Here is a 23,348-nt window from a genome sequence, read left to right on the forward strand (position 1 = left end):
CACACCGGCCGGTTCCTTGATGAATGATTCATCGTCGATGATTACTTTCATCACAGCTACTTCAGCCGCCGCCACTTTAAATGTTCTGGTTACCTCGGAGTCGCTCGGTTTACCTATCGAGCCAGCACTCCTTATGGCTGTGGCCGTAGCGTGCAAGTTTCTATGCGGCGATTTACTTCACAGCCAGTGCCCGACTAGGTGGGCATTTATGAAGGCCCCGCAGCCTAGATTTTAGGAGGCGAATGCCGGCTACTTTTCCTGCCACTCTTCTCGTCTGCCGGCATCCCCGTCTCTTCCCTTTCTATTGCCAGTAACTCCGCAGGGTCCACACCGAGGGCCTCCGCTAGTAGGTAGATGTTGTCGAGCGAGACGTTCGTCACCGTGCGTTCTACTTGGCTTATATAGGTGCGGTGCAACCCGGCGCGGTCGCCAAGTTCCTCTTGCGAAATGTTTTGCGCCGCGCGGATTCTTTTCAAATTTCTGGAAAGACGATTCCGGAGCGCTGCTTGCCCAGGCTTTAACTTTTCGTTCATGGAGCCAGAGCATGGCGGAACGCAGTGTTTGTATCTACAGCCGAAACGTCGACAGAGTTTACATCTACAGAGTTTGCATCTACAATCCTCTCATTGAAGCCTGCGGCCGATGCTGTTGTTGCGGCGACGGCGAGACAGCGCGTTATCGCAGGCTGCACAGGTCACGCTTTATCGAAAAAGGCGCTCCGGGCGACACGAGCGATGAACGGCGGCGGCGCCGTTGTTGAGAGGATTGAAAAGTTCTCGCCCACTCTCGGACGTTAGCTGTTACCTGATTGATAACTCATTGACTATAAGTAACCGGCTCGACCGGTGTTGCTGGTTTCCATCTCGTCCGGCTGTTCCGCAGGGCGGGGTGGAACGGCGGAATTCCGCAACACCGACCGGGCTATTGCAGGGAGTTCGAGAAAATGGAATGCAATGGCGTATCGGCGGGGGATGCAAGTCATTCTGTTTCACAGCTCCCGTTGCCTGTCCGCGTTTCCGACGTCGCTTGGTTTTATGTGCGTTACGACGACGAGGACGGCAGCGAGACGCCAGGAACAGCCTACGTTGTCCACACCTACTCAGGTGCCAGAAAGCTGATTGCGAGCACGCGAGGCCGTCAGCCGGTTTTGTACCTGTGCCTGGCAAAACGCGTCGGAGATATCTCTCTCAGGCGCGTGGTTGCCGTACGGGACGCACCGGACACCTCCCTTCAGGTACTCGAGCTTGAGGATGGACGGGCGGTCATGCTGGATTTGAGCAGGGATGGCGAAGGCGATTTCGCATACCTCGAAATCGACCTGCCCTTGTGCACAAGCCAGTTGAAGGTCACTGAATTGGTTGCCCCTAATGCCCGAGCAGTGGATTGAGGTCGCTCGCAATGAGAATTCAAGTTGCGAGCGACCTGCACCATGAACTCGCAGTCTCCAACTCCGCGATGGCGGCCCGGCTCGAACACGCAGATGACGCAGTCGATGTACTCGTCCTCGCCGGCGACATTCACAATCAGACCGGCGCAATAGACCTCTACGCGGACTACCCCGTGCCAGTCGTGTACGTGTGTGGTAACCATGAATTTTACGGTACCGAAATGCTGCAACTCCTTCCTGAGTTGCGGCGCAGAGCCGTCGGGACGTCGGTCAAGTTGCTTGAGAAGGACGAGCTCATTCTTAACAACGTGAGGTTCCTTGGATGCACCATGTGGACTGACTATCATGCGTTCCCGCTGTGCCTCAACACTGCGATGGAGTACGCGCGAAATCATATGCTCGACCATCAAAGGATTCGCGAGTCGAACAATGGTCGGTTCGAACCTGAGGATGCGGCCGAGGAGCAGCGAGCCGCACTCGAATTTCTCGTGCGGAAAATTCGAGAGCCATTCCCAGGGAAAACAGTCGTCATCACGCATCACGCTCCGAGCGCTCGTTCCATCCATCAGCACGAGCAGAACAATCCGCTCGTTCCGGCGTTTGCGAGCAATCTTGAGTTTCTCGTCTCGGAAGCCGACCTGTGGATTCACGGACATATTCATCTATCGAGCGACTACCGGCTTGGCAATTGTCGCGTGATATGCAATCCGCGCGGTTGCCCTGGCCGCCGCAACCGTTCGAATCCGGCATTGGCATATGAAAACGCCCAATTCGACGCCAGGAAGGTCATCGATGTGTAAGCAGATTACCAACCGCCCAACCGGTGCTGGCGAATTGCAGCTTGGCTGAGCGTTGTCTATGAAAACAGCCGGGCATCGGCGACCGACTGGGATGGCATCCGCCCGATAGCTGAGATAAGTCGGGTCGATTGCAGGAGCGCTGATGGAATCCGGGGCATTGTCCTGCGACTACTGCGAGTCTTGTTTCCTGAATTGTCGCATCGTTAGCTGGCCAGCCCAGACCAGACCTCCGATTGATTGGTACAGGAGACCAGAGGCGTTCCTCGGCAGACCATGAACGACCGTCAAATACTTTTTCTCGATATCGATGGCGTGCTGCATCGAGGCAACTCGTATGCTGCAGGAAGTCGCATCGTCAGCAGTGCGCCCGGACACATCGAGTTGTTTGAGTACCTGCCCGTACTGGACGACGCACTGAGTTCGTATCCAGACGTGTCGGTTGTCCTTTCCTCCGATTGGGCGTTCCGGTTTGGCGTCGACTACACCTGCTCGCAGTTGCCGTCGCCATCGCTCCGCGCAAGGGTCATCGGCGCAACGTACCAAGGCTGTGAGTTCGACGAGCAATTGTGGCCCATGTTGTCGCGCGGCCAGCAAGTGCTCGATTATGTTCGCCGTCATGCGCTTCTCACATGGATGGCGATTGATGACAGAAAGGATGGCTTCGATGCGCATTGGGAGCGACTTGTGCATACCCAGACCGATTCCGGATTAGGGGACCCCGCTGTGGTCGAACTTTTGACAAGCAGGTTGCGGCAGGCGTTTTCGTAAGCGGCAAGAGTCATTGTAGACATTGGGAAGCGCTGTTGATAACACCAGAACTTGAGGTTTGGTGATGCGAAAGAAAATTCGTCATGCGAAATCACGAGTCGAATCGAAGAGCGGCCTGAAGAGGGTTTTCGATGACGCTCTCGACCAAAGTCTTCGAGAGTATCTCGATGCAGTGACGCCGCGTGAGTACGTTGAGTTGAGGACAATGCCGCCATTCGAGCTTGGACTTATGTTCAAGTCAGCGCTGCGAGATGCGTTGTACGACAGACATCATGGTGAAAGACGGCGGATGGCTGAAGGGAGTGCGAATCTATGACGCTGCCTGACGAACGAACGCGTGCGCTGCTAAATGCGCGCCGGCTGCTGTCTGACGTTTCACAGATGACATCAACGGCGGATGTCGCAACGCTCAGAGAAAAAGCGGTATCCGTATTGCGTCATTACCCCGACGACGGAATGGTTGCGCTAATTGCGCGCAAGTCCTCGTGGCTAGACTGGCCGTGCCAAGCCCAAGACGCTTTATCGCAGCGGTGGGAGAGCGAACGCACGATGGCACCTGTTGTCGCGGGACTAGCCGCCTTGCCGAGCGCTCTAACAGCTTCAAAGCTACTGCGGATTCTCGCCGACGTGGACCCCGAAAGCCGCGTTCTTTTTATGACGCACTACGCCGATGCAGATGAGTCCGACGAGGTTCGCGAGGTGTTCGCGCCAGAGACAAGTTGGACGCACGAACATGGCTGGTATATGGGCGGCCAGTACAGCGTTTGGTACCCGGGAAGCCCAGAGTCTCGCGAAGTTGGGTATCGCGACGTAACTTACGAAACGGTACGCGTTGTGGTCCTGTCCGACGGACCGACGAATCTCCGATTCGTCAAGCCAAGCTAATGCCGCACGTTGCGACGTTGTCCGCCTACCCATGTCTTGCCTTGCCAAGTGTTGCGACCGGTGGCGCAGTCCGCGAATCTGCCAGAGCAACCTACAACGTCTGAACTAGAATCAGCGCCCGTCCTATAATTAAAAAGATGGCAACTCAATGAGTTCCCTTAGGAAAATACCGGCTACCCGGATTATCGTGTGGAATCGCTTTAAAAATCGCAGGTTTTCAGTTGGGGTCCAGTAATGAGTAGCAGCTACTTTATTGCAACTCGTGCAAGCAAATTTTTAAGCTATGTGCTCAGACACCGGCCGGACTCCATCGGCGTCACTCTGGACGCCCAGGGCTGGGCCGACGTTTCCGAACTGTTGACCAAGGCAGCTGCTGCTGGCATGGCGCTCACACTGGACGAGTTGAAGCAAGTAGTTGCAGAGAACGATAAAAAGCGTTTTGTGCTGAACGATGACGCTACGCGCATTCGCGCCGCGCAAGGTCATTCTGTTGACGTTGACCTGCAGCTACCGGTCAAGGCGCCGCCGCCGGTGCTGTATCACGGCACGGTTGGCAAGTCCATGGCTGACATTCGCAAGCAGGGATTGACGCCGATGAATCGACATGACGTACACCTGTCGCCAGACCGCGAGACGGCGACTCGCGTAGCTACGCGTCGCGGCAAGCCAGTCATCTTGGTCATTGAAACGTATCCGCTGCTGCGTGACGGCTACCAGTTCCGCGTGTCCGACAACGGCGTTTGGTTGGTGCCCGAGGTGCCGGCGAAGTACATTAAATTTCCAGGCTAAGTCCCCGTTCGGTCAACCAACTTGGTTCGGTGGGCTCGCGCGCGAGGTCATAGTCCAAGCGCCAGCCCTTGGCGATGTCGTCGGCAAATTCGCGACGCAGCCATTTGAACGGGATGCAAGCTGCGGAGAAAGGTGGCTGCTGCAGTCCCATCGTCTGCAGGTCGTTGTGTGCGGCACTATCCGAATGTTTGTAAGGGTGGGTCAGCTTGCGCTGCAGGGTGAAGGGTGCCATGAAGGTTAGAATTCGGCGGCGTAAAAGGAGTACTCGGCCTCCGCTCCCGCAACCGGATAGTTTCCTCTAAGGTCAAGCCACTGCTGTATCCGAGCTTTTGTTCCGGCAAGCGAAAGCTCGCCGACGGCGTTGCGTAAGGTTGGGTTGTTTGTTAGGAAGATGTCACGCTTCCATTCCCAGATGCATATTTCTGCGCTTGGCATTCCGGATGAGAGCGAGGCACCTGCGCCGAGCAGGAGAGCAATTCGGCGCCCCCTATTGACAGTAATTGCGCGCACAAATGCGTCGACGGGAAGCCTTGTGAGGGCTTCACTTCGCAAAACCGCGTCAAATTCGGCCTTCATCCCCCGTTGCCCCCGGCTTCAGTGGTGTTAGGATTTTGAGCCTATTGTAAAGACAAATACAAGCCGTAAACCGCTGTGGATGCGGCCACCAAGTAAAGAGCCTTGATTTTTTGGAGGTTATTTAGAATCAAGGGCTTACGGAGAGCTCGGTCTTACGGCGTATGACTGTCACCCGGTGTCCAAAGCGGATGATTTGGCCCTAAAATACGTCGCCTAGCCTGTTTGCAAGAAAAGAAATATGACCATCGTTCAGTCCATTGGGGTACCAGTCAACGGCCAGTTGGTATCGGTCCGCAACAGACGGTATGTTGTCACTTCTGTCGCTGCCAGCGGCATGACCGACGGCGCCAATCGCGAAAATCTCGTATCGCTTTCATGTGTCGAAGACGACGCCGCCGGTGAGGAACTACGGGTGATTTGGGAGTTGGAACCTGGCGCCTCGATTCTCGAGCGCGCTTCGATGCCAAATGTATCCGGGTTCGATGAGCCGGAGCGCCTTGACGCGTTCCTTAATGCGGTTCGATGGGGCGCTGTCGCCCAAGGCGATACTCGAGCGCTTCAGGCTCCTTTCCGCAGCGGTGTCGAAATCGAGGACTATCAGCTCGACCCGTTGGCGCGCGCCATACAGATGCCTCGGGTCAATCTGCTGATTGCAGATGACGTAGGTCTCGGAAAGACCATCGAAAGTGGTCTTGTCATTCAGGAGATGATGCTACGACACCGAGCGCGGACGGTGCTAATCGTGTGTCCGTCCGCCATCCAGATTCAGTGGCGCGACCAGATGCGGGACAAGTTTGGACTCGATTTCCGCATCGTGGACAGCGAGCTGATGAAGGAGCTCCGACGTACCCGTGGTTTGAACGTGAATCCATGGACGCATTTCCCGCGCCTCATCACGTCCATCGACTTTCTCAAGCGTGAACGGCCGCTACGACTGATGCGGGAAGCGCTGCCCGTTCCCGGGCAGCCGATTTACCCGCGCCGGTTTGACCTGCTGGTCGTTGACGAAGCACATAACGTAGCGCCAGCGGGCACAGGGCGATACGCGACCGACTCACAACGAACAGCTGCAATTCGTCTGTTGACGCCACATTTCGAGCACAAGCTCTTCTTGTCGGCAACACCCCATAACGGCTACTCGGAGAGTTTTTCGTCTCTTCTCGAATTGCTGGACAATCAGCGATTCGCGCGTAGCGTCCGACCGAATCCGGAGCAACTGGCGGCAGTCATGGTTCGACGGCTGAAGCGCGAACTGCCACCACGGTGGGATGGTACGCCTCGGTATCCGGAACGCCTCATCGAACCGTTGGAAGTGCCGTACACCGACGCCGAGCGGGCAGCGCACCAGGCGCTTTCCCGATACGCGGAACTGCGTACTCGTACCGCCCAAGACGAGGCGGAGCGCTTCGCGAGCGAGTTCGTTATGAAGCTCCTCAAGAAGAGGCTGTTCTCGTCACCGGAAGCATTTCGTCTCACGCTCGAGAAGCATCTCGAGTCGCTCCGCAACGCCCGTCGGCCGGCAGGTCGTAAGCAACTGCCCGTCGTTGGTATTCTGCGTCGCCAAGTCGAGGCACTGGATGAAGACCCGGCCGATGATGGGCAGCTAGATTTCGCAACGGATGAGGCCGTTGACTCGGCTGTTGCACTCTTCAGTCCCATAACTGCGGAAGAAGACCAACTGCTCGTCGAACTACGTTCTTGGGCGAGCGACGCTGCAATGCGGCCCGATGCGAAAGCGACCGAATTGATTTCCTGGTTGAAGTCGACACTGTTGTCCAATGGAAGTTGGAATGGCGAACGCGTCATCATCTTCACCGAATATCGCGCAACACAGAAGTGGCTGCAGGGCCTGCTTGCCTTCAATGGCTTCACTGGTGAAGACCGAGTCATGACGATGTACGGCGGAATGCATAGCGATGAGCGCGAACGTGTGAAAGCCGCATTCCAAACATCACCGGAAAAATCGCCCGTTCGTATTTTGCTGGCCACAGACTCAGCATCCGAGGGTATCGACCTACAGAACTACTGTTCGCGACTCATCCACTACGAGATTCCATGGAATCCGAATCGGATGGAGCAGCGCAACGGCCGAATCGACCGACATGGTCAGCGTCAACCAAAAGTGATGATTTACCACTTCGTGGGCAAAGGCTATCGCCAGAACGCCAAAAGCGCAGCAGCGTCCGCGCCGGGGGACCTTGAGGGAGACCTCGAGTTTCTGATGCGTGCTGCTCAGAAAGTTGAAAACATTCGAGAGGACTTGGGCAAGGTTGGCCCGGTGATTTCCGCGCAGGTTACTGAGGCGATGCTTGGACGTCGCAAACACCTCAATACTGAGCAGGCCGAGCGCGATAGCGAGGCTTCGCGCAAGCTACTTCGCGTCAGACATGACCTTCGGGCTCAGCTTCAGCAACTTCACGAGCAACTCTCGGAGACAAAGCGCGAACTGCATCTGGACCCGGATAACATCCACGCGGTAGTTACAGTAGGACTATCACTTGCCGGACAGCCTCCGCTGCAGGAGGCAACGCTGGATGGCGTCTGGCCAGACCCCACCGACAAGCGAGTGAAGTGCCCCGTCTTTCGACTGCCGCATCTGACGGGGTCTTGGGGACTGGCTACTGAGGGACTACGACATCCGCACACGCAAGAGATTCGCCCAATCGTGTTCGACCACACTCTCGCGTCTGGTCGAGACGACGTCGTCCTTGCGCACTTGAACCACCGGCTCGTTCAGAACTGTTTGCAGCGGCTGCGGGCAGAGATTTGGTCCGTCACCGGTCATCATCGACTGCATCGCGTCACGGCGAGAGTGATTCCAAATCGAATGTCTGATGTTCCAGTTGTAGTTGCTCACGGCCGACTCGTTGTACTCGGCGGCGACAACAAGCGCATTCACGAGGAGATTATCTTCGCTGGTGGCGAACTGCGCGAGGGACGCTTTGCGCGTATTCCTCAAGTTGGCCGTTTGGAGCAGTTGCTGAACGAAGCTACTTCTCAATCTCCGACGGAGTCGATGCAGCAGCGCCTGATAACGCTTTGGCCGACCCATGAGGACGGGGTGCTTCGTTCGCTCGAGTCCCGCATGAAGGATAGGACTGAGACACTACAGAATCGACTCGATGAGCGAGCCACCCGTGAAATTGGCGTAATGCGCGCTGTGCTGGGCGAGTTGCAAACGAGCATCCGTTCACAGTTGCATGAAGTTACCCCACAACTCGAGCTCTTCTCAACGCCGGAGAAAGAACAGTTTGAGCGGGACCGTAACGCATTGGAGCGGCGTCTCGATGAGCTGCCGGAAGAAATGGAACTAGAAGAAAAAATTATCTTGGCTCGATATGCGGAACCGAACCCACGCCTTTTCCCTGTATCCGTGACCTACTTGATTCCCGAAGTCCTTGCACGTCAGGGAGCGGCATAAGTCATGTCTATCGCTCGCCAACATAACGAATGGCTGTCGCTCGTTGAGGTTTCGGGGCCGTTCCTGTCCCTGCCCGTGCTGTTGAAGGTGTTTCCCCAAGGGTTAGATGCACACAATACTGAGATGTCCAAGAACGTTCGTCTCGCATTCGGCGAATGGGAAGAGCATCGACAAGATGTCGCGATTCACACAGCATGGCTCGAGTTCGTGCTCAAGCAAGTCCTAGGGTATCCAGACGACTATTTGCTTACCGGCCAGGCATTGCCGCATGGATTGGAAGCGCGTGTTCCGGAGCATGGCGAAACGTTGCGGCCGACATACGCGCTTAAGGGTCTGAATGAAACGCTTCCCCGAATGCTGGTAAATGTCTATCCGCCGAAGCAGGAGCTTACTAAGCCCGTGCTAGGGACCGCGTGGAAAACCGGGTCGCCAGACACGCGAATGATGACATTGCTGCATGCGACGGGGGTTCCGCTCGGTCTTGTGACCAATGGAGAGGAGTGGCTTCTGGTTGCTGCGAAGCCGGGCACCACCACTAGTTACATCACTTGGGACGCGAGCCTGTGGTCCGAAGAGCCACTTACTCTGCGAGCATTTGTCTCCTTTCTGGGAGTTGGTCGTTTCTTCGGCGTGGCTGAGAATGAGACACTTCCGCTCATGCTGGCGGAAAGCGCGATAAATCAGCAGGAAGTCACTGACCAGCTCGGTCAACAGGTGTTGAAGGCTGTCGAGGTCCTGATTCAGGCACTTGACCGCATTGATGCCGAGGCGCACGGGCGTATCTTGAAAAACATTGGCGAGAAGGAGCTTTATCAAGCGGCTCTCGCTGTGATGATGCGTTTAGTCTTTCTTCTCTCTGCCGAGGAGCGTGGGCTTCTTTTGCTCGGTGATGCCTTATACGACCGACACTACGCAATTTCAACGCTACGCGAGCAGTTGCGTGAGATACCTGACGAGCAGCTTCTCGAGTATCGACACGATGCGTGGGGTCGGTTTCTGGCGACCTGCCGCGTCATCCACGGTGGAGTGGAGCACGATGCAATGCGCCTGCCGGCATACGGTGGGAGCCTATTTGACCCGGACCGTTACCCGTTTCTGGAGGGGCGAATTGTAGGTAGTTCATGGGTCGATACGCCCGCCGTACCTCTTCCAGTTAGCAACCGTACCGTCTTGCATCTCTTGGAGTCTTTGCAGGTCCTACAAGTGCGTGTTCCGGGCGGTGGGATTGAGCCGCGTCGCCTTTCCTTTCGGGCGCTCGATATCGAACAGATTGGTCATGTATATGAAGGGCTACTTGACCATACTGCCAAACGTGCATCGTCACCCGTCTTAGGATTCCGAACGAGCAATGGGGAGGATGTTGAGGTATTGTTGGACGAACTCGAAAAGTACGCGAGTGCTGGAGAGGACGAGCTTGTAGCATTCTTGAAGGAAAGAACCGGGCGCACGCCGGGAGGAATACGCAAAGCGCTCGCGGGAGCACACAACGCAGACTTAGTAAAGTTGCAAACAGCATGCGGCACGACAGACGACCTCTACCACAGGGTCAAGCCGTTTGCGCTGCTTCTTCGGCTGGATAGCAGTGGCTACCCCGTTGTTGTTAAGACAGCCAGCGTGTATGTCACGAGAGGCATTGACCGACGTAGCACAGGAACTCACTATACGCCCCGGAGCCTTACCGAGACGGTTGTAAGGACAACGTTGGAGCCGCTTCTCTACGAAGGAGCAGACAAGGGAGAAGAGGTAGTCCCCGAGAGACTGAAGAAGCCGGCGGAAATTCTTTCGATTAAGGTTTGCGACTTCGCGTGCGGCTCTGGTGCGTTTCTGGTCCAAGCGTGTCGTTATTTATCGGAGAGGCTTGTTGAAGCTTGGAGTCTCGCCGAAGGTAAGCAGCCAAATGTGCCAGTGAGCATTCCCGAGGCTCTACCTTTGGGAGCAAATCACGGCGAGCAGATTTTACCTGCCGACATAGAAGAACGACTCGCTCTTGCGCGACGCTTAGTAGTCGAGCGTTGCTTGTATGGTGTCGACGTAAACCCAATGGCGGTCGACATGGCTAAGCTTTCGCTATGGCTCGTCACGCTACATAAGCATCGGCCGTTCACCTTTCTGGACCACGCAATCAAGTGTGGCGATAGCCTACTGGGATTGCATACTGTGGACCAAGTGGAGAAGTTTCATCTAGTGCCGACGCGCGCAACTTCGGGACTATATGATTTTATTAAGAAACAGTGTGTCGAACTGCTGGACGTCGCCCGATTCAAGCGGGAGCAGTTGGAGCGATTCACCGTCTTGGATGTGCAGGACGCTGACATCAAAGGTCGGCTTCATCGCGATGCAGAAGCTGCGCTTTCGGGCGTACGAATCTTAGCCGACCTAGTTGTCGGCGCCGGTTTGGTCACTGCAAGTGGCAATCAATCGCGAAGCCATCAATTGCTTGACACGATGCTAGACGAAAGGTTGCTCGATGTTGGCGCCGCTTTCGACGGTACTCCAGCGTCGACGACCTCACGAGAGTCGCTGAACGAACTGCACGGGAAGGCCGTACGGTTGCTCAATCACAGCTCGGCAACTGCCACGCGTCGGACCTTTCATTGGTTCATAGAATTTCCCGAAGTCTTTATGCACACAGATAATCCCGGGTTCGACGCTGTTATAGGTAACCCGCCATTTTTGGGCGGAAAGAAAATAACAGGAATCCTCGGTACAGACTACAGGGACTATCAGGTTTTGTATCAAGCGGATGGGCGACGCGGGAACGCGGACCTTTGTGCATATTTTTTCCTGCGGGCAGCCTCATTGTTGAGAGGGATGGGCAACTTCGGTTTGCTTGCAGTAAATACAATTTCAGAGGGAGACACGCGTCAGGTTGGACTAGAGGCGATGCTCGCTCGTGGCGACAGCATCTATGCCGCCGACGCAAATATTGCGTGGCCAGGGGCAGCAGCGGTTATGGTAAGCGCAGTGTATGCCCATCGGGGAACCTGGAAAGGACGTTATCGGCTCAATGGGGCTGATGTACCCACCATTTCGGCATTTCTCTCTGCCGAAGATGAATGGAGCCCGAAGCCGCTTCGTTCGAATGCTGATAAGGCATTCCAAGGTTCAATCGTTCTGGGTATGGGCTTTACCATGAGTGAGGGGGACGCAGCAGCGCTGGTGGCGCTTGATGCTAAGAATGCGGAGGTACTTTTCCCGTTCCTGAACGGCGATGACCTCAACTCACACCCTGAGCAAAAACCCTCGCGCTGGGTAATTAATTTTTGGGATTGGCCCCTTGCGCGCGATGCGGACGGCGTGTGGGCCGGGGCGCCAAATGATAAACAGGTTCTGTGGCTCCGCGAGGGGTCTGTGCCGCCAGACTACCCGGGGAGAGTTGCAGAGGATTTCCCAGATGTGCTGGCCATTGTTAAAGAAAAGGTAAAGCCGGAAAGGGACCAGTTGACTCGTACGCCAAGTGCCGATGGATATCGAAAATATTGGTGGCTCTTTGGCAGAAATGCAAAAAACATGTACCACGCAATTGGCCGTGGGCATGCTTTTGCGCGTCATCCGGAAGGCTGGGACAATTCCAAGAAGCCGTTCGAACGCGTACTTCTTTGCTCCGAAGTGACAAAATTTCTCTGTTTTGCGTATGTTCCAAACATTCTTGTACCTTCCGGCAACTTAGACGGGTTCGCTTTGCAAGGCGGTCAGGCATTTGCGGTCCTTCAGTCCACGATTCACGAAATATGGGCCCGAAAGCAGTCGGCACGTCTTGAGACGCGCCTTAAGTACTCTCCAGGAAATGCGTTTGAAACGTTCCCTTTTCCTGGGGAAATCGGAAGTCTAGACGAATTGGGGGAGCGTTATCATACGTGTCGCGATGCGATTATGAAGAAGGGGGCTATTGGCTTAACTCAAGTCTATAATTTATTCCACAATCGAGAATGCGATGACGCTGGTATTGTTCAACTTCGCGAACTCCGTATGGCAATAGACAAAGAAGTGTTAGCCGCATTCGGCTGGGACATCGAACTTCAACACGACTTCTACGTGGTGCCTTATCTCGAGGGCAAGGACCGCCTTCGTTTTACTGTGTGCGAGGATGCTCGCTTGGAGATTCTCCGTCGTCTTTCTCGCTTAAATCGTGAAAGATATGAGGCCGAGCAGGAAGACGACGGTCGTGCAGTGGCACGTGCGAGTCAGCAGCTTCGCGGGCGCGCTCGCCGAAAGCATCCGGAAAATGTTGGACTCCAGGATAGCTTGTTCTGACGTGAACCAATCTAAATAGGGAAAGAGAATGTCCGGTACCCCTAACGCCCAATCGATACTTACCGGCCAAGTTCCAACGGCGGTACGGCTTAGGTCGGAACTCGAAGAGCTCGTTTCAAATGAGCTGTTGGGGCCTCGTGGCGGTCCTGATGAGGAGGTGGCGGAATCACGTGTGCAGGACCGCTATCTGGTTGGTATGCTTTCGCCCCGGAATAGACGTCTGCGAGCGAATGAGATGGACGTATTGGCGGACGACGAGTCCGCTTCCGGCGAGGACGGGGCTACAGACGATACGCCGCTTCCGACGGATTCGTTGTCGCCTTCTTCAATAGGGCTGACCTGCACAATAGCTGGTGATGTTCAATCCATTCTCGTGACAGGGCGGTGGGGACGGTACAAACGCGAAAAGAGCAAATCTCAAGTCAATGACAAGGGGAATCCGCTAACGGTGTGGAAGCGGTATCCGATGGGTAATGTTGGTCTCCCAATCGCTCTCGTCGAAGGCGATATTGCTCCGGTGCCGCTTGATTCGTCGCAGCCGGAGGTCTACCTCCAGGGAAGGGCTCGCAAGCTCAACGGTGATTGGGTTGTGTCCCTGTTCATGGTAAATGGGCAGAGGGAAAGCGAATCCCTGAAAGACGAAATGTGGGTCTTTCAGCCGGAGCTAGAAGTTGCCGCTACTGATGGTACGCCGGTCTTTCGACGTAGGCAGTTGTTCCGTGATGAGGCAAAGGCGGACCCTGTACAACATGCAGAGCAAATGGCGCTCGAGATGCTCTATCGAGCACAGGTTGAGTTCGCCGTAGGACACGGGGTCGCCGTTCATGCGGAAGTTATCCCTGAAGACCCGACGAGTTGCGTCCGTTTGCGGACGCGAGCGATGCCGACATACGAGGTGCCTCAAACAACACCGCCTACTACGGAGGATATCCCCGCCCTGGCCGACGTGGTTCTGGACATGAAAGCCTTGTCAGAAATGGCGGCTGCTGACCTATTCCGGTCGCTCCGCGCATTGCCAGCTGCGTATAAAGCGTGGATTGAGAAAGAGGCTGCCCGAATCGACGACCCACAGGAGGAGCTGGAGGCCTATCGAAAGGTCGCTGAAAATGCAATTGCCAACTGCGATGTCGCTTGCGGCCGCATCTCTGCCGGCATTGACCTTCTCGAACAAGACTCCAAGTCGCTGGAAGCGTTCCGGTTTGCCAACCGTGCGATGTGGCAACAGCGCATCCATACACTGCTATCGGAGATGAAGCGCGCTGGTCGCAAAGTGAATGTCGACGAACTGGAAAAGTCCGAGAGCCCTTCATGGCGACCATTCCAGTTGGCATTTGTGCTCCTCAACCTACCTGGTGTGACGCAGCTTGACCACCCCGAGCGCAGCAGTGCGCCCTCAGCTATTGCGGATTTGCTCTGGTTCCCAACCGGCGGTGGTAAGACTGAAGCGTATCTGGGCCTGACTGCATATACGCTCGGCCTCAGACGACTTCAGGGCAGCGTGGGTGGACGATTGGGGCACGCCGGTGTTGCGGTCATCATGCGCTACACGCTTCGCTTGCTTACGTTGCAACAGTTCCAGCGTGCCGCCGCGCTGATTTGCGCGTGCGAGGTCATACGAAGAGCCGCTCCTGAGGTTTGGGGCACGGAGCCGTTCCGCGTTGGACTCTGGGTTGGCATGAAGACGTCTCCCAACAGCGTTGCCGATGCACATCAGTCGACGCTGGGCGGGCGCGGCGTCGGCATGGGCAGTGGCACGGGCTCTCCGCTACAACTGACCAACTGTCCTTGGTGTGGAGAGGGTTTGGACCTAGGACGTGATGTGAAGGTCGAGACGTATGCCCAAGGTCGAGCACGCGTTTTTACCTACTGCAGTGACCGACTTGGCCAATGTGACTTCAGTCGCGCGAAAGCGCCCGATGAAGGAATTCCGGTCCTGACGGTGGACGAAGAAATCTATCGACGGTTGCCGGCGCTCCTGATAGCAACCGTCGATAAATTCGCCCAGATGCCATGGAACGGCACGACCCAGATGCTGTTTGGCCAGGTCGACGGGTATTGTCCGCGTCATGGGTTTACTTCGCCCTGTCTGGAGGACGCTTCTTCGCATCCCACAAAAAACGGCCTGCCTTCAGTAAGGGCGGTTGCGCATGGGCCGCTCCGTCCACCCGACCTGATTATTCAGGACGAGCTGCATCTCATATCGGGCCCGTTGGGCAGTCTAGTCGGCCTGTACGAGACAGCAGTCGACAAGCTCTGCACCTGGAGCATCGACGGAAAGGTCGTCCGACCGAAGCTTATCGCGTCCACGGCAACTATCCGTCAAGCAACAGAGCAAGTGCGGTCGCTGTTTCTGCGTGACGTTCGCGTGTTCCCGCCGCAAGGTCTGGACGTGCGCGACAATTTCTTCAGTTTGCAGCGGGAGCCAAGCGAGCAATACCCCGGACGAAGGTACGTCGGCGTAAGCGCATTTGGACGGCGCCTGAAGGTGGCGCTTATTCGTGTCTACTCGGCTTATCTCGCGGCGTCTCAAGCGTTGTTCTTGAGATACGGGAAAGCAGCTGACCCCTGGATGACGTTGTTGGGCTACTTCAATTCCATGCGTGAACTCGGTGGTATGAGACGGCTCGTGGACGACGACATTCGTTCGCGTCTGCGTGATATGGATAGCCGTGGGTTGGCGAAGCGTCATACGCCAGCCCTTGAAGAACTGACCTCCCGGAAGAATTCCCGCGATATTCCCGGTTTGCTGGACCGGCTTGAGTACGCACACGACCCGCTTTTGCCGCCCCACGCCAAATCAACCGGGAAACCGGTCCGCGCGAATCCTCTTGACGTTGTTCTGGCGACAAACATGATATCTGTGGGTGTCGACGTCAAGCGTTTGGGCTTGATGGTGGTCGGTGGTCAACCGAAGGGAACTGCGGAGTATATTCAGGCGACCAGCCGCGTTGGGCGAAACGCGCAAGCGCCGGGGTTGGTCTGCACCGTCTACAACTGGGGGCGACCGCGCGACCTTTCCCATTACGAGCGTTTTGAGCATTATCACGCGACGTTCTATCAGCACGTCGAAGCGCTCTCAGTGACGCCGTTCGCAGCGCGAGCGGTCGACAGAGGTATATCCGCCGTTCTGGCTGCACTGGTGCGCTTGCCCGCATCGGAATTCAACGAGAACTTGGCTGCGGGACGGCTGGACGGTTCGCACGCGATTGTGAAGGATGCAATCAAGGCAATCAGTGAGCGTGCCGCCTCCGTGACGCAGTCGACGGCGCAAGGGCAACGGGTGGAAAAGCTGTTGAAAGCCCGAATCGACTATTGGCTCAAAAGGGCCGCGCCGAAACCGGGTGGGGCTCGGTTAGGGTATCAAGGACAGAGAGATGGAACGACCATTCCGTTGCTTGAGAAAACGGGAGCGGGAGACTGGGAGGACTTTACCTGTCTCGGTTCGCTCCGTGATGTCGAGCCAAGCGTCGGCCTAATTATGGATGACAAACCACTGGATGATGGGTACGGACAAGGCTACTCGGCGCCTGCTCCGGCGGCTGTGAGCAATACTGGCACGCCGCCTTCGACGACCGGAGGCCAACAATGACAAAACACAAAGTTGGTGATATCCGACCCACGCAACTGCTGAACGTCTATGGTGTTGGGGCAATGATTGACCTGCCGAACATCGCCGGGATGGTCATGGGTCTCGACGATTGGGACACAACCCATTCGGTGCTGGTCGGCGAAGAGCGTCTGCTTCGTGCCGTGCGTGTTCAGCTTGGTGCCCAGGTAGAAAAGTTGCTGCTACCACCGGTCGAGCCCGACACTGCATCCGCTGACCCCCTTGGAGGAGCCAAAATCGGAGTCCCGGTGGCAGCATTTCCCCAGTGGTTTCGATGCCCATGGTGTGAATTGCTGGCGCCTATTAGTTCAGGCCTGTTCGAGCTGAAAACGGACCCCTTCAGACCGGACCGCGCGCGGTTTGTCCATGCGAACTGCAGTAAGGCCGGACAGCCTCCCGTGGCGCTGCCCGCACGGTTTCAGATTGCGTGCAGTCACGGTCACCTCGATGATTTTCCCTGGCTGCGCTTCGTGCATCGTGGCGCGGCGACATGCAACGGACCGCTCCGGCTAAAGAAGATTGGTGCCTCGGACGAAGCCGTGGATTTGCTCGTCAAATGTGATACCTGCGGGCGCGACCGGCGCATGTCCGATGCATTCGGGGAGGTTGCCGAGAGTGACGATGTGTTCGAGTGTCGGGGGCGACGACCTCATTTGCGAGATTTCAATCCAAACGGTTGCGACGAGCATGCTGAAACTATGCTCTTGGGGGCCTCGAACAGTTGGTTTGGAATATCCCTGTCGGCGCTGTCAATTCCAATGTATGTCGACAAGTTGCCGCAGTTAGTGGAGGAGCGCTGGGCGGTCTTGCAGCATATTCCATCAAAGGAGACCGTAGGTGCGTTCAGAGCGGTAGGAAACTTGAAGGGTCTCGAGGACTACAGCGACGCTGCTGTATGGGATGCCATCGAAAGCAAGAAAAACGGCGTTCAGGCTGATGAAGAAAACGGCAACCTGAAACTACCAGAGTGGAATGTCTTTGTTAGTGCTGACCCGGCCACGAATACGCGAGATTTCCAGCTAACCGCTGTCGTCGCGCCGCACGGATACGAACGATACTTTGAAAAGGTTGTCCGCGCAGAGCGTCTGCGAGAGGTGCGGGCGTTAACCGGATTCACGCGAATCGAATCACCTGGTGACTATTCGGACCCGAGTGAAATTCCAGATGCGCTGCGAGCGCCATTGGGCCGCAGCAAACCTGTTTGGGTGCCTGTTTCGGAAGTGAGAGGGGAAGGAATCTTTCTCCAGTTTTCAGAAGAGGCAATACGCGCGTGGGTGAAGCGCGTCACTCGGCAGGATGAGGAGATGTTCCGCGCCCACTCCGCGTGGCGGAGAGCACGGCGCATCCCCGAGCCTGAGAGCGGTTATCCGGGTATTCGATATGCGCTGATTCACTCTTTCTCCCATGCCCTAATGCGGCAGTTGTCCATGGAAGCTGGGTACTCGTCAGCCAGCATCCGTGAGCGGATATACGCTCACGACGGAGGGGATGACGCACCTGCGATGGCGGGCTTGCTTCTCTATACGGCGGCTCCAGATAGCGAAGGAACCCTTGGCGGGTTGGTCTCGCTGGGGGAGCCCGACAGGCTCGGGCGCTTGATAAGGTTGGCGTTGGAAGAGATTCGACTTTGTGCCTCAGACCCGTTGTGCGGTGAACATCGGCCGGCGCACGACGGAACTTCTTCGTTGCACGGCGCTGCATGCCATGCGTGCATGTTTTCCCCAGAAACATCGTGCGAGCGCGGAAACAAATATCTTGACCGAGGGCTCCTCGTCCAGACGATTGGTGGCGGCAACGTTCCTTTCTTTGAATGATGATGAACCTGCCAACACCTCTCCTCGATGCTATCGCGGAATTTGCCGCTGACGTCTCCTCGGATGCCGTTATGGCGGTGGTAGTGCAGCTAAGGCAGTCAAGCACTAATCTCGAGCAGGCGTTGCTGCAGATTCAGCAGCGCCTCCATTCGACGGCTCGCACTAGGTTTCAGCGAATTCTCGAGGAATGGCGCAACTGTGCTGGTCGAGTTCCGCCGGGCGAACTCGCGGCTTCAGTTGAAGGAGCTCTTCACCAAGCGACGAGGCTTCGAGGTGAAAGCAGCGTCGAACTTGTATGGTCAGGCCCAGTTACTCCCCGCCTTGGTTTTCGGAGCACTGAGCAGGTCCTGCTCGAGCTGATAAGTGGCGCACGGAAATCGTTGTTCATCGTAACGTTTGCGGCTTACAAGGTTGACGCTCTTGTGCAAGCGATACAAGCGGCCGTGACCCGAGGCGTCAAAGTTTCCTTTCTTTTAGAGAGCCGGGAAGAAAGCGATGGCAAAGTTGACTTTGACGCGGCAGACGGACTGGCTTTGTCACGGGTCGGTGGGATTACGACGTACGTTTGGCCGCTAGCGAAGCGCCCGAAAAGCATCCAAGGCCTTCATGGCTCTCTTCATGCAAAATTCGTGGTCGCGGACGAAGAGGTGCTTTTTGTGTCGAGTGCGAATCTGACTGACTACGCGATGAACCTCAACATCGAATTAGGAACACTGATGCGCGGGGGTGACGCGCCGAGACAGGTAGCCGCGAATCTCGCGGCCCTTCTTCGAGATGGGGTATTCCGGGCAGTGAACCTATAACGCGATGAGCGGCACTCTAAAGTTCGGATATACACCCCCGAAGTGGGGTAGAGAGATGGAACTGGACTGCGAGAATTCGGACATGTCAGAGAAGAAAGGTGCAGAACGATTCAGTGCTCGAGAGTCCGCGCTAGGATATCTTTACCAAGTCCGGCTGGCACTTCTCTGGGCTCTTAGGAAGCTCCGCTCCACCCACGAATTCAAGGTCGGGCTTGAGACGCTGGATGACGTAGTTTTCGAATCAGAGGGGCGCCCGACCGACCTTCTGCAAGCGAAACATAGAGTAAAGCGGGTCGCCACGCTCACTGATGCGAGTCCAGATATCTGGAAGACATTTCGCATATGGTTGACGGCTTCAGCCGCCGGGCAAATTAACGCAACGACTCGGCTTATCCTGGTATCTACTGGCACTTGCGATAAAGGAAGCGCAGCGTACTTGCTTGGCGAAGGCGAGCAGCGGAATGAGGTGGAAGCTCTGGCTTTATTGAATGCTACCGCGCGTTCATCGTCATCGCAGGAGAACAAGGAGGGCTATGAGCTCTTCCTTGCACTGTCGGAGCGAGAGAAGTCCGCCTTCCTGGAAAGCGTGGTCATCATGGACGGAGCTCCCGTTGCGACCGATGTTGAGCGGGAGCTTCATTCGGAACTCCGATTTGCGGTTCCCAAGAATCGAATTTCTGGCGCGCTAGATGCGCTAGAAGGATGGTGGTTTGGGCAGATGGTCAGGCAACTGTCTTCGCCGGGGGGACTCTCAACCTTGTCATCGCAATCCATCGAACTGAAGCTGGACGATATACGAGACCAATGTCGTGCGGACGCTTTACTGATTGATAACGAGATTTTGCAGCAAAAACTCGACCAGGCTGCTCTTGCCGCGTATGCGCGCTACACTTTTGCAAAGCAAGTGACACTTGTAACGAAAAATAAAACGCGGCTGAATCGAGCCATCAACGACTACTTCCGTGCCTACACGCAACGGTCCAAGTGGCTGAGGAGCGACCTTCTGCTCTTGGCCGACGACGAACGCTTTCAACAAGACCTGTTCGAGGCTTGGGAGATACGGTTTGCTCGCGCGCAGGAAGCTCTTGACGCCGACTCGAGTGAGAGCAACTGTGTTGCCGCCGGCGCAGAGCTTCTGGCCTGGGCTGAAAGCGACGCTGATTTGAGCCTCAAGGCAGGAATGAACGCGCCGTGGATGGCGAGGGGCACTCTGCACGAACTCTCGGACCAGCGGCGTGTAGGTTGGCATCCCGACTACGTAAGAATGCTGGAGCCCGGCGCGCACTCAGATGGCGAGGAGATGGAGGATGAGTGATACGAGAGCCTCAGCCGAGTATCGGGCGCTCTTCAATCCGGCTTTTTGTGCTGTTCTACTGCGCGAGGCGTGCCTGGGAGCGGAGCGGGAGTCCAAATCCCGGGACATAGAGCCATTGAGCTTCGCGGCGTCCTTCCTTGTCCTACCGGCGGTCTTGCACGAACCGATTCGTCGCGAATTGCCAAAGACTATCGCAACATCCTTTGCGACGTGGCTGGCAGAGAACCCTCTGCTACGCTCTCAGTTTGCGTCCTTGGCGAGGGTCACAAAAGACATCACGAGAAAAGGACTGCTCTTTGGGGCTACTCATGGCGCATTGACCCTTGCGGCAGGCAAAGTGCATGCCGCTGGTTCCATGAAAATTCAGGTACCGGAGCTTGATGAGGCTAATTCGGAGATGGGGCAGTGCCTTCGAGGCGCTCGCTTCATGGGGAGATGGCTCGCACTGGCTGGAAACACAACAACAACCTTAGCGCTTATCGGGATGCGGGCATGATGCAGGTAATTGCTATTTCGGTCTACAGCTGCGACGGTCGACGCCGTGCTGTGCCGTTTCGGCGCGGTTTGAACGTGGTATCTGGTGACTCCAAGACCGGTAAGTCGACTCTCATTGAGATTCTGGATTATTGTTTTGGCGCGGACGAATGCTCGGTGCCAGACGGTGTGGTTCGGTCGAAGGTCGCATGGTATGGAGTTCTTCTCCACTTGGGCGACGCCGGACGAGCCTTCATTGCCCGGCGGGCACCGAGCCCGCCTGCGAAGTCCACGGAAGATATTTTCTTGCAGATGGGAGCAGAAGAGCTAAAGCTTCCCTCTGCAAAGCAGTTGCGTAAGACGACGAATCTTGAGGGCCTCATAGCTCAACTCACGTCTTGGGTTGGCATCAAGGAGACTCTGCATGTGCCGCCGCCTGGGCAGACACGGCGCGCGCTCTCGACCAACATTAGGCACGCGCTTGCATTCTGTCTCCAGACGCAGAATGAAATTGACCAAAAGGGTTATCTGTTCCACGGGGCGGCGGACAATTTTGTTTCGCAAGCACTGAAAGACTCTTTGCCATATCTTCTCGGAGCTGCCGGCGAAGACCAGATGGCAAAGCGATTTGAACTCAAGGTATGTCGCGACAAACTTCGGAGCATCGACCGAACTCTAAGAGAGTTGGAAGATATTCGGGGGAAAGGGAACGAGAGAGCTTCTTCACTGCTGACTGAAGCGCGTTTGGTTGGCCTTACGGACTTGGTGCAGCCAGAGTCATGGCAAGCCGCTGTTGCCGAGCTCAAGCGGATAGCGGAGTCCCCAATAGGACGCAATCCGCCTCCACAAGCCGACGAAGACGAATTCGCGCGATTGTCATCGGAGCGAGCTCGCCTGCAGGACCAGATTCGCAGTAAGCGGCATGCGATAGACACAGCGCGCGCCTTCGAGAATCACGGACTGGAGTTTGAGCAAGAGGTGCAAGAGCAGGCTCGCCGCCTTGGTCTGGTCGAGCTATTTTCCTCGGAGCGCACCGCGCATGCATGCCCACTATGCAGCCAGTCTCTGCAGGAACAGGAGATTGATTCCGTTGCAAATTTGCAGTTGTTCCATAACGACCTGCTCGAGCACTCGACCGCAGTGCGCACTTCCACGCCACATATCCAGGCCGCGATAGAGGCGTATGAGAGTGACGTGTCGGCTCTTCTAGAACGCCTGTCAGTCGTGAGGATGCAGCTTAACGCTATCCGAGCGAATGACCAGCGTCTCCAAAAGTATCATGACGATGCGGCGCGAAGCGCGCTGGTCGTTGGACGGATTTCGCTCTATCTGGAGAGTCTGCCAGAGGAGACAGATACAAGCGGAATGCACCTTGAGCGAGACCGTCTTGCGGGCATCTGCAAGGAGCTTGAGGCGGCATTGAGTCACCAGTTGATGGCAGAGCGACTGGAGTCGATTCTCGGGCGAATCAATCCAGCGATATCCGAGCATGCGGAAACCCTGAAACTTGAGTTCTCAGATTCGCCAGTGCGATTCGACGTGCGGAATTTGACCGTTGTTGCGGATACCCTGGATGGCCCTGTTCCATTGAAGCGCATGGGAAGCGGGGAGAACTGGGTCGGCTATCACCTTGTGGTTCACCTCGCGCTACACGAGTGGTTCGCGCAAAAGAATCGCCCGGTCCCAAATTTCCTGATAATTGACCAACCGTCTCAAGCTCACTTCCCAGCCGACTCAGGCAACGGAACAAAGAAGAAAGACATCGATAGAGACACGGTTCGACGAATGTATGAGCTGATGGCACAGTCAAGTAGTGTTCAGGGGCGCGAGTATCAGGTGATAGTCACCGACCACGCCGATTTTGATGACCCGGCGTTTCAGAAGCATGTTCGCCATCGATGGCGGGATGGCGAGAAGCTCATCCCCGAAGACTGGCCAAGATGCTATGGAGAAGAGCGAATGTAGCAAGCATCAGAAGTTACGTAGAGGCCGCAGGAGTGAATCAAAGGAATATAAATAGCGTCAGGAAGACGGGAAGGTTGACCATGGCAAAGAACGGACGCGGGGAATAATATGCCGGGACGAGAGTTGGAGGCGGACGATGCACTGCGCAGCGCTTTGCATAGCTCATCAGCTCTCCTTGATGAGCTCAGAAAGCAGTTCATGGCCGATAGCAACATTGCAAACCCGGCAGTTTTCCTCAAGGCTGCGGCGCTGAATGACGAAGGCTTTCCCGTAAGCGAACTCATCACCCAGATGTTTTGCGATGGTCATGCGTTGCGATGCGGCGGTCGCCGTAGTCAATCGCGCTGCCCTGCTGGCGGGAAATGTCGCGGTCGATGGCGCGCGGCAGTCGCCGGCCGCTGACGAAGTCGCTCACCGACTTCGCCATATTCCGCCTTTCGTGGACGTCGGCTCGGAAAACAGTCCGGTGCGTGCGGCCACTGGACGCACG

The 23,348-nt window shown here is 56.2% G+C and carries 18 protein-coding genes; 13 read left to right on the forward strand and 5 right to left on the reverse strand.

Translation table 11 applies throughout. From position 1 onward, the window contains the following. Nucleotides 1-224: 224 nt before the first annotated feature. Complete coding sequence (locus tag U4Z64_RS14055; RefSeq protein ID WP_011204883.1) at nt 225-533, reverse strand: helix-turn-helix domain-containing protein; 309 nt, start codon at nt 531-533, stop codon at nt 225-227. Between the two features lie 410 nt (nt 534-943). Here U4Z64_RS14055 and U4Z64_RS14060 point away from each other — a divergent pair, with 410 nt between their 5' ends. The 5 genes from U4Z64_RS14060 (at nt 944) to U4Z64_RS14080 (ending at nt 4,629) form a co-directional block, all read left to right on the forward strand. Then, a complete protein-coding gene (locus U4Z64_RS14060; protein ID WP_321820272.1) occupies nt 944-1,387 on the forward strand; it encodes a hypothetical protein in 444 nt (147 codons plus the stop codon). Between the two features lie 11 nt (nt 1,388-1,398). Continuing rightward, nucleotides 1,399-2,187, forward strand: a complete 789-nt coding sequence (locus U4Z64_RS14065; RefSeq protein WP_321820273.1) for a metallophosphoesterase — start codon at nt 1,399-1,401, stop codon at nt 2,185-2,187. Nucleotides 2,188-2,460: 273 nt separating this feature from the next. Beyond that, the gene (locus tag U4Z64_RS14070) at nt 2,461-2,955 is read left to right on the forward strand and encodes an HAD domain-containing protein (RefSeq protein WP_321820274.1); all 495 of its coding nucleotides are present in this window, start codon (nt 2,461-2,463) and stop codon (nt 2,953-2,955) included. A gap of 312 nt (nt 2,956-3,267) precedes the next feature. Continuing rightward, a complete protein-coding gene (locus tag U4Z64_RS14075; protein WP_321820275.1) occupies nt 3,268-3,840 on the forward strand; it encodes a BPSL0761 family protein in 573 nt (190 codons plus the stop codon). 234 nt (nt 3,841-4,074) lie between these two features. Next, entirely contained in the window at nt 4,075-4,629 is a 555-nt protein-coding gene (locus U4Z64_RS14080) for an RNA 2'-phosphotransferase (protein WP_011204889.1), read from the forward strand. On the opposite strand, the gene U4Z64_RS14085 is transcribed toward U4Z64_RS14080, so the two are convergent. Beyond that, a complete protein-coding gene (locus U4Z64_RS14085) occupies nt 4,613-4,861 on the reverse strand; it encodes a hypothetical protein (RefSeq protein WP_144411719.1) in 249 nt (82 codons plus the stop codon). The two genes, U4Z64_RS14080 and U4Z64_RS14085, sit on opposite strands and share 17 nt — an antisense overlap. A 5-nt stretch (nt 4,862-4,866) precedes the next feature. Further along, on the reverse strand, nt 4,867-5,205 hold the full coding sequence (locus U4Z64_RS14090) for a hypothetical protein (RefSeq protein WP_175891342.1): 339 nt from the start codon (nt 5,203-5,205) through the stop codon (nt 4,867-4,869). A gap of 238 nt (nt 5,206-5,443) precedes the next feature. Here U4Z64_RS14090 and drmD point away from each other — a divergent pair, with 238 nt between their 5' ends. From drmD to U4Z64_RS14130, 8 genes are read left to right on the forward strand one after another with little or no spacing between them, the layout of a single operon-like run. Beyond that, nucleotides 5,444-8,626, forward strand: coding sequence for a DISARM system SNF2-like helicase DrmD (drmD, locus tag U4Z64_RS14095; protein ID WP_321820276.1), 3,183 nt, complete (start codon nt 5,444-5,446; stop codon nt 8,624-8,626). 3 nt (nt 8,627-8,629) lie between these two features. Beyond that, nucleotides 8,630-12,880, forward strand: coding sequence for an Eco57I restriction-modification methylase domain-containing protein (locus U4Z64_RS14100; RefSeq protein ID WP_321820277.1), 4,251 nt, complete (start codon nt 8,630-8,632; stop codon nt 12,878-12,880). 28 nt (nt 12,881-12,908) lie between these two features. Continuing rightward, a complete protein-coding gene (drmA, locus tag U4Z64_RS14105; protein ID WP_321820278.1) occupies nt 12,909-16,469 on the forward strand; it encodes a DISARM system helicase DrmA in 3,561 nt (1,186 codons plus the stop codon). Then, entirely contained in the window at nt 16,466-18,301 is a 1,836-nt protein-coding gene (locus U4Z64_RS14110; protein ID WP_321820279.1) for a DUF1998 domain-containing protein, read from the forward strand. The genes drmA and U4Z64_RS14110 overlap by 4 nt, the downstream gene beginning before the upstream one ends. Continuing rightward, a complete protein-coding gene (gene drmC, locus U4Z64_RS14115) occupies nt 18,298-19,104 on the forward strand; it encodes a DISARM system phospholipase D-like protein DrmC (RefSeq protein WP_175891347.1) in 807 nt (268 codons plus the stop codon). The genes U4Z64_RS14110 and drmC overlap by 4 nt, the downstream gene beginning before the upstream one ends. A gap of 55 nt (nt 19,105-19,159) precedes the next feature. Continuing rightward, nucleotides 19,160-20,419: an ABC-three component system protein gene (locus tag U4Z64_RS14120; protein WP_321820280.1), complete on the forward strand. Its 1,260-nt coding sequence runs from the start codon at nt 19,160-19,162 to the stop codon at nt 20,417-20,419. Continuing rightward, the gene (locus tag U4Z64_RS14125; protein WP_011204896.1) at nt 20,412-20,915 is read left to right on the forward strand and encodes a three component ABC system middle component; all 504 of its coding nucleotides are present in this window, start codon (nt 20,412-20,414) and stop codon (nt 20,913-20,915) included. The genes U4Z64_RS14120 and U4Z64_RS14125 overlap by 8 nt, the downstream gene beginning before the upstream one ends. Next, on the forward strand, nt 20,912-22,858 hold the full coding sequence (locus U4Z64_RS14130; protein ID WP_321820281.1) for a DUF3732 domain-containing protein: 1,947 nt from the start codon (nt 20,912-20,914) through the stop codon (nt 22,856-22,858). Before U4Z64_RS14125 ends, U4Z64_RS14130 begins: the two co-directional genes overlap by 4 nt. 165 nt (nt 22,859-23,023) lie before the next feature. On the opposite strand, the gene U4Z64_RS14135 is transcribed toward U4Z64_RS14130, so the two are convergent. After that, the gene (locus U4Z64_RS14135; RefSeq protein WP_158335986.1) at nt 23,024-23,167 is read right to left on the reverse strand and encodes a hypothetical protein; all 144 of its coding nucleotides are present in this window, start codon (nt 23,165-23,167) and stop codon (nt 23,024-23,026) included. Further along, the gene (locus U4Z64_RS14140) at nt 23,142-23,273 is read right to left on the reverse strand and encodes a hypothetical protein (protein ID WP_321820282.1); all 132 of its coding nucleotides are present in this window, start codon (nt 23,271-23,273) and stop codon (nt 23,142-23,144) included. Before U4Z64_RS14140 ends, U4Z64_RS14135 begins: the two co-directional genes overlap by 26 nt. Between the last annotated feature and the right edge of the window lie 75 nt (nt 23,274-23,348).

Origin of the sequence: Burkholderia sp. BCC1996 (assembly GCF_905339955.1) — a bacterium.
Lineage (GTDB): Bacteria > Pseudomonadota > Gammaproteobacteria > Burkholderiales > Burkholderiaceae > Burkholderia.